Genomic DNA, 13,123 nt, shown 5'->3' on the forward strand with positions numbered 1-13,123 from the left:
GCGAATGAAGTTCGCCTTACGTTCCACTTTCGCACGGCTTTATCAAAGGTTTTCGTGTGATCTCTGGTCGGTTTGCACCAGAAACAAGGCGAAAGTCAAACAAGCGACTGTCCATTCGACAAATAAGGTGGAAACGCATTTGTCATTCGCATAGAGCGGATGAACAAGCATCCATAGCAAACGAGTGAGTGGGGAAATGCAGGGCAGCGCGACAGGCGGCATAGAAGCGCATGTAAAAGGCATGGCCATTATGGTCGTGTCCGTCTTGATGCTGCCGCTGATGGACGCCATCGGCAAATGGTTGGCCATGATGGACAATATGCCCCCGGCAACTGTCACTTTCATGCGCTTTTTCGTACAAAGCCTGCTGATGTTCCTCATTCTTCTTGCAGCAGGTGGTGGTGTGGCGGCACTTCGCACACACCATCTCGCGGGAAACCTCATACGTGGCGTACTGATGGGATTCGGCGGCCTGTGTTTCTTTACAGCGGTCAAATATATGCCGTTGGCTGACGCCATGGCCGTGTTCTTCGCAGAGCCGCTCATCCTCACGCTGCTTTCGGCGATCTTCCTCAAGGAGAAAGTCGGCTGGCGGCGGTTCAGCGCGGTCGGCATCGGCCTCATCGGTACGATGATCGTCATTCAGCCAAGCTTCGAGATTTTCGGCGCAGTCTCGCTGCTGCCGCTGGCGACGGCAGTGACATTCGCGATTTATCTGATCCTGAACCGTAAACTCGGCGCGAAGGAAAGCCCGCTCGTCATGCAGTTTTATGCCGGTATTGGCGGATGGATGTTTGCAGGCCTTGCCATGCTCGTTGGTCCGTCCATGGGGTTCGCGGACCTTAGCTTTGGTCTGCCGCAGAGCTTCCAACCCTGGCTGCTATTGCTGATTCTGGGCACTATCGGCACGGTCAGTCACCTGATGGTCGTGCATGCCTTCAAGCTGGCGCCAGCCTCGATGCTAGCCCCGTTCCAGTATCTAGAAATCGTGAACGCGGTTCTGGTTGGGCTTATCGTCTTCGGTGATTTTCCGACGCCGTCCAAATGGTTCGGCATCGCAATCATCATCGGTTCAGGCTTCTATGTGTTCATGCGCGAGCGCAAGCTGAAGGTCGAAGCCTGACGCTTACTTTATTGCGCGTGGCCCGAAGACGTTTTCAAAGGCCTTGCCAAGCGCCACGTCCATATCGCCCAAGGTTACCGGCAAGCCTAGATCGACGAGGCTGGTGACGCCGTGCTCTGAAATACCGCATGGTACGATGCCGCCGTAGTGGCCGAGATTCGGCTCGACATTGATGGCGATGCCGTGAAAGCTGACCCAGCGACGCAGGCGAATGCCTATGGCGGCAATCTTGTCCTCGCACATATCGCCATTGGCAAGCCGCGGCTTTTCAGGGCGCATCACCCAGACACCGACGCGATCTTCGCGGCGTTCGCCTTTCACGTTGAATTCGGCGAGGCTTTCAATAATCCATTGTTCCAATGCCGCCACGAAAGCGCGTACATCTTCGCGACGGCGCTTCAGGTCCAGCATCACATAGGCCACACGCTGGCCGGGACCGTGATAGGTATATTCGCCACCGCGCCCCGTGTTGAACACTGGCAGGCTGTCGGGCGTCAGCAGATCTTCCGCCCGCGCGCTCGTACCAGCCGTATAAAGGGGAGGGTGCTCCACCAGCCAGACAAGTTCATTCGTCGTGCCTTCACGAATGGCCTGCACCCGCGCTTCCATGAAGGCGAGAGCGTCTTCGTAATCGGTAAGGCCGTCCGCCACCAGCCATTCCACCGGCGGCGCATCAGCGTCCACAGGCAGAAACTGCACATTGAGCGTGTCTCGTTGCGGCTTGGATGAACTATCCATGAGTGGAGCAGTGTTGGTCATGATGGGAGCATATGGCGGTTTTCAGTGACCGTTTCCAGATGTCAAAATGCCTCTGCTCTTCACTGAACCGCGAGCGGCACTTCGGTTTCGCACCGGTTGCGGCCAGACTGTTTGGCCCGATAGAGCGCCTGATCAGCTGCATCGACCAGATGCGTATAATCGGGATGGCCGTTGAAAGTCGCAATGCCGATGGAAAGTGTCACCGTATCCACCGCACCATTGGTCAGGTTGAACTTCTGTTGCTGCACCAGCTCGCGCAGCTCTTCACCGATAGCCAAGGCCCTGTGTTCATCGGTTTCGACAAGCGCGACGAGAAATTCCTCGCCGCCATAGCGGAAGACAAAATCTCCCGGGCGGCAATGCGCCAGTATAGTTTCCGCGACCTGCTGCAATATGGCGTCGCCGCCGCCATGCCCATGGGTGTCATTGATGCGTTTGAAGTGATCGATATCAACCATCAGAATGCTGAGATCGAGGCCCTTCTGCGAAGCCATGCGGATTTCACGCGTCAAAATGGGCGGCAGGAAACGGCGGTTCAGGGCGCGCGTCAGCGGGTCACGACCGGTTTCCATCGTTGCGGCGGCCTGAAACAGTTCCGCCAGCAGAAACTTTGCTTCGCCAATTCTGGTCTGGAACTCCGCCATGATCGCCGCAAGCCCGGCGGGGTCACTTTTGCGGGCTGTATTCAGGTTGGGCAACAGTTCATAATCTATCTGATTGACGGTCTGGCGCAGGCGCTCAAGTGTCGTCGAACCTGAAAACAACATGTCAGCCTTGTGCTGCAGCCAAAGGCCGAAATCCGAGCTGCCGAGCGAGAGCAGGGGGCTGTCGCTGTTCCCATAAAGATTGAACAGTAAGGACTGGCTCCATTCCATCAGGGCAGCGCGCTGTGATTCTCGCTCGAGCGGAATGTCGTGGCTCAGCGTGAAGGCGCGATATGCTTCGTCTGTCTGGGCGCTTTTGCGCGCATCTTTCACGAAGGCCTGACTCATGATCTCGATGGCGATATCGACCGCATTGCTGACATGCACGATCAATCGCGCCAGCGCATCACGCTCCAGAACACTGCCTTTCAACTGCCGAATGATTTCATTCTTCAGCAGTCGCGCGCCTTGCATGACAATGTGGATCGGCACCTGAATGCGGGCGTGAACCTCGCCGATCTTGCGTTGTTCCTGAACGAAAGCCGCGACATCGGTGGGACGGCTTACCAGGAGGTGCACAAGCCAGTCGCTGAGCGAATGTTGCAGGCGGTCATGAACGATGGTCTGGGACAGAAAGGCTGCGGCTTCGCGGTTTTGCATCAGACGGCTGTAGAAAATTTCCACAAAACTCTGCTTGTGCTGCTCGACAAGCTCCGACAAAAGCCGGGATTGGTTGTCGGAAAGATTGGATACGAGCTCTACCCATTCCTCTTCCGTCGCACCAAGGCCTGTTTGAGAACCCCACCGCGTTGCATCATTCAACAAGGCCGCACCACCCATATCCAAAATCTCGCAATATGCTGCGTATTTCCAGCAACCATCGATAACCGGCCAGAGACCGATTAAAATTGGGAGCAAGATTCAGCAGCTTTCCCTAGGCTCTATAAAGCGCGTCGAGCGGAACTCAATGCTTTATGTGGTCGCTGTGCGAATTTTGAAATCCGAGGCAATTTAGGCGTTTGTCGGTGTGATTCTGACCTGTGAGTGCCGAAGAAGCTGCAGCTCCATTGTTGTTGCGCATAAAATTAGCTGGATTCCCGGTTTCATATTTCATCGCAACCTACTGAAATATAATAATATATCTATGCCAGACTTGAAATGCATACCTGTTGCGAACCATATTCAGGGTGCATTCATGTGGGAGACTTCATGATGCATGCACCTGAAAAGGAGAAGCATAATGAAGAGCAACTTCACAAGTTTTTGGTCTGGCAAGGCATTGCTGGCCGGAACGATTGGCGCGACCTTTCTGATCGGCGCCATCGCACCCGCATCGGCTGCACCGATGATGCCTTCGGCACCGGCTGCGTCCAACGAAAACATCCAGCAGGTCCGTGACCATCACTGGAGAGGCCGCGGCGGACATTGGAACGGGTACCGCCCGGGACCGCGTCCGGGCTGGCACGGCGGCGGCTATCGTCCGGGTCCGGGCTATTGGAACGGCCATCGCGGTTATCACGGCTATCGCCACGGTTATCGCCGTCACAGCGACGGCTGGTGGTATCCGCTGGCGGCCTTCGGTGCAGGCGCGATCATTGGCGGCGCTATTGCTGCTCCACCACCACCGCCTCCGCCGGTCTATCGTGCACCGGTTTATAATAGCGGCTCGCATATTCAGTGGTGCTATGACCGCTACCGGTCTTACCGCAGCTCGGACAATACGTTCCAGCCCTATAACGGTCCGCGCCAGCAGTGCTATTCGCCGTATCGTTGATAGATTCGGCCTGAATGAACAGAAAGCCGCCTTTCGAGGCGGCTTTTCTTTTGCAAAAAGGGCTAGAAACCATCAGCTTGCGCTGATTGATACGCCTCTCGTTTCGCTACGGCGCTGAATTACGTGCAGTTGACATGATTTTTTGAATTTATGTTGGAGAAACGTGATTTTATGGTGTTGACCATTCGAAAACTCGCCCTTATGTTCCGCCGCACTTCCAGGGACGATTTGTTCCTCAGGGAGCGCGTAGCTCAGCCGGTAGAGCAACTGACTTTTAATCAGTAGGTCCAGGGTTCGAATCCCTGCGCGCTCACCACTTTTCAAAAACTTAGCCATAAAATTGAAAAGCCGATTTTACACTTGGCCGGTTTTTTTACAGTCTATGCCTGACGTGATCTCATCATCATCATCATCGCTCTATTAAACACAAAGAAACGCCAGAGGCGGCTTATGACGCCTCGTCCTCGATGGCTGTCCGCGCGATCTGTTGGGAACCACTGTTGATCTGTTGTGCAGCAAGGAAGCCCAGCCAGACGGCAATCAGGCATATAATCACCGAAATACCGATATTGAGAAGCGCCTTGCCGGGCTGGCCAGCTCTCAGAAGATCCAGCGTTTGCAGACTGAAGGACGAGAAGGTGGTGAAGCCGCCGCACACCCCGACCATGAAGGCCAAGCGCCAGATTTCCGGCACGGCAAAGCGTCCGTGTTCGAGCGTCAGCGTTCCGAAAAAGGAAATCGCGAATGAGCCGACAATATTAATGACGATTGTGCCCCAAGGCAGGTCACGGCTGACTGGTAGCATCAAAAGGGCGAGCCAATAACGCGCCACGCTTCCAATCGCTCCGCCGAGCGCTACCATGATGGTTGCTTGCATAATTCACCTGTCAAAATTGCGGAACGTAAACACTTGCTGGATAAAGCCGGGCAGGGGATATCCCGCGACCTCAATGGCTTCAACCATCGACGCATTGCGTTCCGATTGTCAATTCGATCAGGAGTCATCAGCCAGAAGCGGCGGTTTCGGGAGAACCCCATTCCCATCATGCATGGTGTTTATATAGAAAAGGGGTGTCTCACGTCAACGATCCTGTCCCATCCGACAGCCTTTACAGGCGCGCAACCCTGTTTCGCAAAGCGTCGCTGACGCGATAAATTGCAGAAGCTGGTGCGGGCAGGGTACGCCGCATGAACGCGACTTTCTTCAGATAGCGGTCAATCTTCCACGTGGCCCAGGTACCACCGCGAAAATAAGCGACATCGCCAGCTTTTAGTGTCCGGTGCTTTCCGTCGGCGTCGGTTACATGCACCTCGCCTTCGAGAATATAGACTGTTTCATCCCAGCCGAAGTACCAACGGAATTCGCCTGCGGTGCAATCCCAGATCGCGGTGAAGGCCGCGCGGTCGCCACTGGCGGACTGTTCACACGAACGCGCCTGCGGCGATCCTTCCAATATCCAGTCTGGGTTGATTGGCGCTGGCTTAAGCTCCATGTCGAAGGCACTGTTGGCGACAAGCGCTGGCCTTACCGGCGTGGTAAAGATGTTAGGCTTAAAAACATTCGGCATTGTACGCGCAACCGCCATAACGGCTGTTGCCAGCATGAACTTCCAGGCCATGAAATCCCCCAAGCGATGTTGGCCTGTGTTTAATTGCAAATCGTCGGAAAAGTATTAACTCGCGCGCGAAAATTGTCTCGAATACAACCGGAAACTTCGGCGTTAGCTTGATCTCGCAGTGCCGAGCATGCTTCAATTTTATTGAACGCAATGTGATTGCTAAACAATGAAAATGAAACAAGACCTGTGATAAGTGTGATCGCGAACCTCCTGAGAGCAGGGGGCATTGTCAGATCGATTCCGATAAGAGGCGCGCGAGCTATGAGCCAGACGAAGCTATTTTCCCCTTTGGAAGTTGGCGGTTTGCATCTGAAAAACCGCATTGTTATTGCCCCAATGTGCCAGTATTCCGCTGAAGACGGCAAAACGACAGACTGGCACCTGATGCATCTGGGCAATCTGGCCCAATCCGGAGCGGGGCTGTTGACGATTGAAGCGACGGCCGTCAGCCCCGAGGGCAGGATCAGCTATGCGGATGTCGGCCTTTATTCCGATGAAACGGAAGCGGCGCTGGAACGGACACTCGATGGCGTTCGTCGCTGGTCGACGATGCCTATCGCCATTCAGCTGGCTCATGCGGGCAGAAAGGCATCCACCGATCTGCCGTGGAAAGGCGGGCGTCAGATTGCGCCAACGCACGAAAATGGCTGGCAGACCATCGCGCCGTCTGCGTTTGCATTCAATTCTGCCGACAACGTTCCGACACAAATGGACAAGGACGAGCTGAAGCGTATCCGCGAAGCATTTGTAGATGCTGCCAAGCGTTCCGCGAGGCTGGGTCTGGACGCGATCCAGATTCACGGAGCGCATGGGTATCTTTTGCATCAATTCCTGTCGCCACTGTCGAACAAGCGTGATGACGAATATGGTGGCTCGTTGGAAAACCGTATGCGTTTCCCATTGGAAGTTTTCGACGCAGTTCGCGCTGTCTTTCCGGCAGATCGTCCAGTCACCGTGCGGCTTTCCGGAACGGATTGGGTCGAAGGCGGCTGGGATGTCGAACAGACCGTGGCGTTGTCGCAGGCTCTGGCCGCACGAGGCTGCGCGGCAATTCACGTGTCGAGCGGCGGACTTGATGCAGCTCAGAAAATTCCGGTTGGGCCGAGCTATCAGGTGCCGTTGGCGCGCGCCGTCAAAGCGGCTGTCAATATTCCGGTTGTGGCTGTGGGTCTCATTACAGATTACGAGCAGGCGGAAGCCATTTTGTCCACCGGTGATGCGGATATGATCGGACTAGCGCGCACGGTTCTCTACGATCCGCGCTGGCCGTGGCATGCCGCAGCCCATTTTGGAGAGACGATTGAAGCTGCGCCACAATTCTTGCGGTCACAGCCACGCCAGTTTCGCAATCTCTTTACGCAGATGAACTGAAAACACGCCGAGAAGGGTTTTGAGGGCAGCCATTGGCTGCCCTCAGGATCGCATCTAAATTGCATAACGTATATTATGGAACTTAAAAATGCCTAGCGGTCAAACCAAGTTGATTAGTTGAACCACGGATAATTTGCCCGGGTTTCATCGGTCATATCAGGATCAGTGTAGACGTCGATGCGTTTGATCAGGTCACCATCAAATTCATAGACCGTGCTGAACCGACCAGCATTCCAGGTTTTGCCGTTCTGCATCTGGCCCTGTGTCATACCTTCAACGCACACCAACGGACCATCAACGATGAAGCGTCGATGCTCTACAGGATGGCTCATCGCGACAACATGCTGTGACATGTTCTGAAAGAACTGTACCAGCTGCGCCTTGCCATGCACGGTTCCCCATTTCGGAAACGAGAACTGGACGTCATCAGTCAACAAGGCCAGCGCGTCACCTCGTGCGTCGCTGACGTCCAGGAACCTTTGCGCCAGTCGAATATAATCGTCTCTTGTGCGTTGCTGGTTCTCGGTCGCTTCCGTCATCATCACGCTGCCTCGACAAGCGCGTCGATTTGAACACGGGCGCGATCCATTGCAGCCTGCGCGGCCTGAGGGCCAAAGGCCGTGCCTTCTATCCGGATATGTTCGACGTCACTCAATCCAATGACGTCGAAAAGATGCCGGACATAGCGGGATTGGAAATCGACTTGCTCAAGAGTGCCTTCAGAAAATGCGCCGCCGCTCGTCGTCACGAGATAGATTTTCTTGTTGCTGAGCAAACCTTGCGGTCCATGTTCGCTGAACTTCACCGTCACACCGGGCCAGATTACATGATCGAACCATGCCTTCAACTGCGTCGATGGCGCATAGTTGATCATCGATGAACCGACGATCACAATATCGGCTTCGAGTAATTCAACGACGAGCGCTTCAGCAAGTTCAACGGCTTTATCTTCCGTCGCATTGCGCTCTTCCGGCGATAGCATCCTGCCGCGCACATAGGCCGGGCCGATATGTGGCAGCGGCTCTGCAGCAAGATCACGACATGTAATATCGTGGCCATCTTTGAGTGCCAGTTTATCAGCAAGATCTCTGGAAAATCTCGTTGATAGCGCCCCTTCTCCGTTTGGACTTGATGTGATGAGAAGAATATTCTTCATGAAATTTGCAATCCTGTCTGTATATGATCAAAAATGACTTCTCTGTTCGTGAGTGCAAATTAGAAAGATGCTACCAATGCTGCAAGAAGGCACAGGAATGACACTCGGTTACACGGATTTACCTGACCCCAGTGCCGTGAGATGCCGTTCGGCACATGAAATGATTGAACGCATGTCCGACAAATGGTCATTGCATGTCATCGGTACGCTGCGCAAAGGCCCTTGCCGCTTCAACGAAATTCGCCGTGCTATCGATGGCGTCTCCCAGCGCATGTTGACGCTCACATTGCGGGGGCTTGAACGTGACGGTCTCATCACTCGCACTGTCTTTCCGAGCGTACCGCCGCGTGTTGATTATGAACTGACCGAACTGGGCTTCAGTTTGCTGGATATCGTCGCGAGGTTGATCGGTTGGGCGGACAAAAATCAATCGGTAATTGCCGAAGCGCGCCAACGCTACGACGAGGCGAACACCACCGATCTTCCACCCAGGCCTAAAAGTTCCCACCGGTAATCTGACGGATTTTAAGGCAGCGATCTGGACGTTATCCCCAGCCATTTCCGTGGTGAAAATTTAGGCGAATCGATCCTCAATTTCATTGCCCCCAAACTGACAATCCAAGCGCTCAACTCCCGGAATTTACGGCGATTTTTGACAAAAAAATACGCTTGATCAATCCATGTAAATTGCATGAAAATTAGAGTTTCCGTACCCGTTTTCAGGCATATAAGTTGCTCCCCATTTTTTGATTATTTGTATTAATTCAATGTGTTGCTAAGTTCGCTTGCATGTGATGCGCTTATCCATAAGATGCAGGCCATTTCATTAATTTCAAAGGAGGGGTTCATAAATGTATCGGAAATTTCTACTGACAGGCGTGTGTCTTCTGGCGCTCGCAGGTGCGGCATCTGCCGAGACCGTGCTCAATCGCGGTAACGATACAGATCCGGCAACGCTTGACCATCACCGTACATCCAGCGTTGCCGAAGGCAACGTATTGCGCGACCTCTATGACGGTCTGACCATTCAGGATGCGGACGGCAAGGCAATTCCCGGTGTCGCCAAATCGTGGGATATTTCCGAAGACGGTACGGTCTATACGTTCCATCTGCGCGATAACGCCAAATGGTCGAATGGCGACCCGGTCACAGCGGGTGATTTTCAGTTCACTTTCCGTCGTCTGATGGACCCGAAGACGGCAGCCGGTTATGCCAGCATGCTGTTCATCATCAAGAATGCGGAAGACATTGCAGGCGGCAAAAAGCCGGTTGATCAGCTGGGCGTCGAGGCTGTTGACGATCACACGCTGAAGATCAGCCTCAACTCCCCTGCTCCATATTTTCTTGAGCTTCTGACACACCAGACCGGCTTTCCGTTGAATGAGAAAAGCGTGGAGGCCAATGGCGACAAGTTCACCACACCCGGCAAGATAGTGACCAATGGCGCCTATATGCTCGAAAGCTTCACGCCGAACGACAAGATCGTCATGAAGAAGAACCCGTATTATTACGAGGCCGATCAGGTCAAGATCGATACGGTCAACTGGATTCCCTTTGAAGACCGCGCCAGCTGCATGCGTCGCTTCGAGGCCAAGGAAGTGCAAGTCTGTTCCGACGTTCCCGCCGAACAGATGGACTATGTGAAGAAAAATCTCGCCAAGGAATTCCGCATGGCGCCTTATCTCGGCGTCTATTACCTGCCGGTCAAAGGCAAGTCAGCCGACAGCAAGCTGAAAGATATTAAGGTCCGTCAGGCGATCTCTCTGGCCATCGACCGCGAATTTCTGGCCGATCAGGTCTGGCAAGGAACCATGCTGCCCGGCTATTCCATGGTGCCGCCCGGTATTGCCAATTACGTAAAGGACGCGCCGAAGCTCGATTATTCCGACGACATGCTGGAGCGCGAGGACAAGGCCAAGGAGCTTCTGAAGGAAGCAGGCGTTGAGCCCAACACGCTTTCGATCGAGTTGCTCTACAACACGTCCGAGAACAACAAGAACACCATGGCAGCTATTGCCGACATGCTGGGCAATATCGGTGTGAAGGCTTCGCTTAACGAGACCGAAGGTGCCACTTACTTCAACTTCATGCGCGATGACGGTCCGTTCGATATCGCGCGTGCCGGCTGGATCGGCGATTACAACGATCCGCAGAACTTCCTGTTCATCAGCCAGGGCAATGTCAGCTTCAACTATTCCAAGTGGAAGAATGCTGACTATGACGCGCTGATGGCCAAGGCCGAAAAGACCACCGATCTGGGAGAACGCGCCAAGGTTCTGGGCGAAGCCGAAAAAATCCAGCTCGACGAAGTGGGCAATATTCCAATCCTCTATTATTCGTCGCGTGCGCTCGTTTCCGATAATGTCGCCGGTTGGAACGACAATCTGATGGATAGCCACAAGACGCGCTGGCTGTCACTCAAACAGTAATTTCAGACAGGGCTGCGCTTGACGGCGCGGCCCTATTTTTGTGCGGAGGAGGGCTAGACACCCCTCTCCCGCCAGCGTTTCCGTTTTCGTTCGGCAACAGATGCAAACGGAAAAAATATTAGAAAACAATAATCTAAAAGCCCTTAGTGGGATTTGCCCGGCGGCTCTGTGCTGTCAGGCAAAGAAGGGACAAAGACATGCTGGGCTACACGCTCCGACGATTGGGTAGTGCGATACCCACGATCTTCATTATCGTCACGCTGACATTCTTCCTGATCCGGCTTGCACCCGGCGGTCCATTCGACCTCGAACGCCCCCTCGATCCGCTGATCCTCGCGAACCTCAAGCGCGCCTATAATATGGATGCGCCGCTCTGGCAGCAGTATCTGATGTATCTTGGCAATCTCGTGCAGGGCGATCTTGGCCCGAGCTTCACGCGACGCGATTTTTCCGTAAATGACCTGTTTGCCTCCGGTTTGCCGGTATCTATCATGCTTGGCACGCTGGGCCTGACGCTGGCTGCCATCATCGGCACGTTTCTCGGTACGCTTGCCGCGCTGAAGCAGAATTCGGCTGTTGATTATTTCGTGGTCGCGCTGGCGACCTTCGGCATCACCACGCCCAATTTCGTTGTCGCCCCGCTTTTGAGCCTGTTGTTCGGCGTCATTTTGGGCTGGGTCCCTGCGGGCGGCTGGTCATCGGCCAATATTACCTATTGGATATTGCCGGTGCTGACGCTCGCTCTGCCGCAAGTGGGCGTCATTGCGCGTTTGGTGCGAGGTGCCACCATTGAAGCGCTGCGCGCCAATCATGTTCGCACTGCCCGCGCCTATGGTCTGCCAGCCCGTGTTGTGGTTGGCGTGCACGCATTGCGCGCCGCGATGCTGCCCGCTGTTTCCTATCTCGGCCCAACCGCCGCAGCCCTCCTCACTGGCTCAGTCGTGGTCGAAACGATCTTCGGCATTCCGGGTATTGGCCGATATTTCGTGCAAGGCGCCCTCAGCCGCGACTACACGCTCGTGATGGGCACGGTGGTCGTGATTTCGATCTTCATCGTGGTGTTCAACCTGATTGTTGATCTTCTCTATGCGTGGCTTGATCCGAGGGTTCGCTATGACTGATCTGACCGTACCAACGGAAACCGCCGAATTGAGCATGCCAAGCCGCTCGCTCTGGCAGGATGCATGGCTGCGCCTGCGCAAAAACAAGGCCGCGGTCGCCAGCGCCATCGTGCTCGCGGTTTTGGCTCTTGCAGGCATTTTCGGGCCGATGCTGAGCCCGCATCCCTATGACAAAATCTATCCGCAGTTCGTGCGCGTTGCGCCGAGCCTCGAAGCCTATCCGCGAGCGGATACAATCCTGCCGGGCCTTGAACGTGAGATGGCGCACGCGCGATTGAAAGCTTCCGCTGAGCCTGAATTGAGCGGCAACAACATTGTTGTCGATTTCACGGCGCAGCGCCCGACCGACGACCGTGTTCTGCGTTATTTCCAGCGCTCCGACCTGTTCAGCAGTCCGAAGGTGGAACTGGCCGCCGATGGTATGAGCGGCAAGCTGACGCTCAATGTGACACGCAATTACTTTGTGCTCGGCACGGATAATCTCGGTCGCGATCTCATGACGCGTATCTTCATCGGCGTGCGCATGTCTCTGGCCATCGGCTTGCTGGCCTCGGCGATGTCGCTCGTGCTAGGCGTGTCTTTCGGCGCAGTCTCGGGCTATCTTGGCGGGCGCATCGACAACGTCATGATGCGTGTTGTCGATATTCTCTACTCGCTGCCCTTTATCTTCTTCGTGATCTTGATGCTGGTCTTCTTCGGGCGGTCAATATTCATTATCTTTATCGCCATCGGCGCGACGGAATGGCTGGATATGGCTCGCATCGTGCGCGGTCAGACATTGAGCCTCAAACGGCAGGAATTTGTGCAGGCGGCAGAAGCGCTTGGCGCGACACGGCGCGGGGTCATTACGCGCCATATCATTCCAAATGCGCTTGGCCCGGTGATCGTCTTCGTCACATTGCTGGTGCCGAAGGCAATTCTGCTGGAAAGCCTCCTCTCCTTCCTCGGCCTTGGCGTGCAAGACCCCCTCACCTCACTCGGCCTCCTTATTTCGGAAGGTGCCCAGAACATGCGCGGCGCAAGCTGGCAGTTGATCTGGCCCGCCGCAACATTGACCATCATTCTGTTTGCGCTGAACTTTTTGGGCGATGGCCTGCGCGACAGTCTTGACCCGAAGGATCGCTGAG

13 protein-coding genes, 1 tRNA gene and 1 riboswitch are annotated in these 13,123 nt (G+C 54.8%); of the genes, 8 read left to right on the forward strand and 6 right to left on the reverse strand.

The window, feature by feature from the left end:
* Positions 1-196: 196 nt before the first annotated feature.
* A complete protein-coding gene (locus FHW00_RS03855) occupies positions 197-1,123 on the forward strand; it encodes a DMT family transporter (protein WP_078336970.1) in 927 nt (308 codons plus the stop codon).
* A 3-nt stretch (positions 1,124-1,126) separates the two neighbouring features.
* Here FHW00_RS03855 and lipB read toward each other — a convergent pair whose 3' ends face one another.
* Positions 1,127-1,861, reverse strand: coding sequence for a lipoyl(octanoyl) transferase LipB (gene lipB, locus FHW00_RS03860; RefSeq protein WP_445557860.1), 735 nt, complete (start codon positions 1,859-1,861; stop codon positions 1,127-1,129).
* An 80-nt stretch (positions 1,862-1,941) separates the two neighbouring features.
* Positions 1,942-3,444, reverse strand: a complete 1,503-nt coding sequence (locus FHW00_RS03865) for a GGDEF domain-containing protein (RefSeq protein ID WP_445557851.1) — start codon at positions 3,442-3,444, stop codon at positions 1,942-1,944.
* Between the two features lie 322 nt (positions 3,445-3,766).
* On the opposite strand from FHW00_RS03865, the gene FHW00_RS03870 reads away from it, so the two are divergent.
* A complete protein-coding gene (locus tag FHW00_RS03870) occupies positions 3,767-4,300 on the forward strand; it encodes a BA14K family protein (protein WP_078336973.1) in 534 nt (177 codons plus the stop codon).
* 240 nt (positions 4,301-4,540) lie between these two features.
* A tRNA-Lys gene (locus tag FHW00_RS03875) sits at positions 4,541-4,616 on the forward strand.
* 132 nt (positions 4,617-4,748) lie between these two features.
* Here the strand turns inward: FHW00_RS03875 and crcB are convergent.
* Both crcB and FHW00_RS03885 read right to left on the reverse strand, forming a co-directional pair.
* Positions 4,749-5,177 carry a fluoride efflux transporter CrcB gene (gene crcB, locus FHW00_RS03880; protein WP_078336974.1) on the reverse strand — a complete coding sequence of 143 codons (429 nt, stop codon included), beginning with the start codon at positions 5,175-5,177 and terminating at the stop codon, positions 4,749-4,751.
* A 111-nt stretch (positions 5,178-5,288) separates the two neighbouring features.
* Positions 5,289-5,351: riboswitch (Fluoride riboswitch) on the reverse strand.
* Between the two features lie 58 nt (positions 5,352-5,409).
* Positions 5,410-5,919: a cupin domain-containing protein gene (locus tag FHW00_RS03885; RefSeq protein WP_078336975.1), complete on the reverse strand. Its 510-nt coding sequence runs from the start codon at positions 5,917-5,919 to the stop codon at positions 5,410-5,412.
* A 261-nt stretch (positions 5,920-6,180) separates the two neighbouring features.
* Between FHW00_RS03885 and FHW00_RS03890 the strand changes: the two genes are divergently transcribed.
* The gene (locus FHW00_RS03890; RefSeq protein WP_078336976.1) at positions 6,181-7,290 is read left to right on the forward strand and encodes an NADH:flavin oxidoreductase/NADH oxidase; all 1,110 of its coding nucleotides are present in this window, start codon (positions 6,181-6,183) and stop codon (positions 7,288-7,290) included.
* Between the two features lie 113 nt (positions 7,291-7,403).
* On the opposite strand, the gene FHW00_RS03895 is transcribed toward FHW00_RS03890, so the two are convergent.
* Positions 7,404-7,832 carry a nuclear transport factor 2 family protein gene (locus tag FHW00_RS03895; RefSeq protein ID WP_078336977.1) on the reverse strand — a complete coding sequence of 143 codons (429 nt, stop codon included), beginning with the start codon at positions 7,830-7,832 and terminating at the stop codon, positions 7,404-7,406.
* Positions 7,832-8,446: an FMN-dependent NADH-azoreductase gene (locus FHW00_RS03900; protein ID WP_078336978.1), complete on the reverse strand. Its 615-nt coding sequence runs from the start codon at positions 8,444-8,446 to the stop codon at positions 7,832-7,834. Before FHW00_RS03900 ends, FHW00_RS03895 begins: the two co-directional genes overlap by 1 nt.
* A 76-nt stretch (positions 8,447-8,522) precedes the next feature.
* Between FHW00_RS03900 and FHW00_RS03905 the strand changes: the two genes are divergently transcribed.
* The 4 genes from FHW00_RS03905 (at position 8,523) to FHW00_RS03920 (ending at position 13,122) form a co-directional block, all read left to right on the forward strand.
* Positions 8,523-8,960 carry a winged helix-turn-helix transcriptional regulator gene (locus FHW00_RS03905; protein ID WP_445557852.1) on the forward strand — a complete coding sequence of 146 codons (438 nt, stop codon included), beginning with the start codon at positions 8,523-8,525 and terminating at the stop codon, positions 8,958-8,960.
* A 337-nt stretch (positions 8,961-9,297) separates the two neighbouring features.
* Positions 9,298-10,875 carry a peptide ABC transporter substrate-binding protein gene (locus FHW00_RS03910; protein ID WP_078336979.1) on the forward strand — a complete coding sequence of 526 codons (1,578 nt, stop codon included), beginning with the start codon at positions 9,298-9,300 and terminating at the stop codon, positions 10,873-10,875.
* Positions 10,876-11,072: 197 nt separating this feature from the next.
* Positions 11,073-11,996 (forward strand): ABC transporter permease, encoded by a 924-nt coding sequence (locus tag FHW00_RS03915; RefSeq protein ID WP_078336980.1) that lies wholly within the window; start codon positions 11,073-11,075, stop codon positions 11,994-11,996.
* Positions 11,989-13,122, forward strand: a complete 1,134-nt coding sequence (locus FHW00_RS03920) for an ABC transporter permease (protein ID WP_078336981.1) — start codon at positions 11,989-11,991, stop codon at positions 13,120-13,122. Before FHW00_RS03915 ends, FHW00_RS03920 begins: the two co-directional genes overlap by 8 nt.
* The last annotated feature ends 1 nt before the right edge of the window (position 13,123 follow it).

It is taken from the genome of Ochrobactrum sp. P6BSIII (assembly GCF_014138065.1).
Lineage (GTDB): Bacteria > Pseudomonadota > Alphaproteobacteria > Rhizobiales > Rhizobiaceae > Brucella.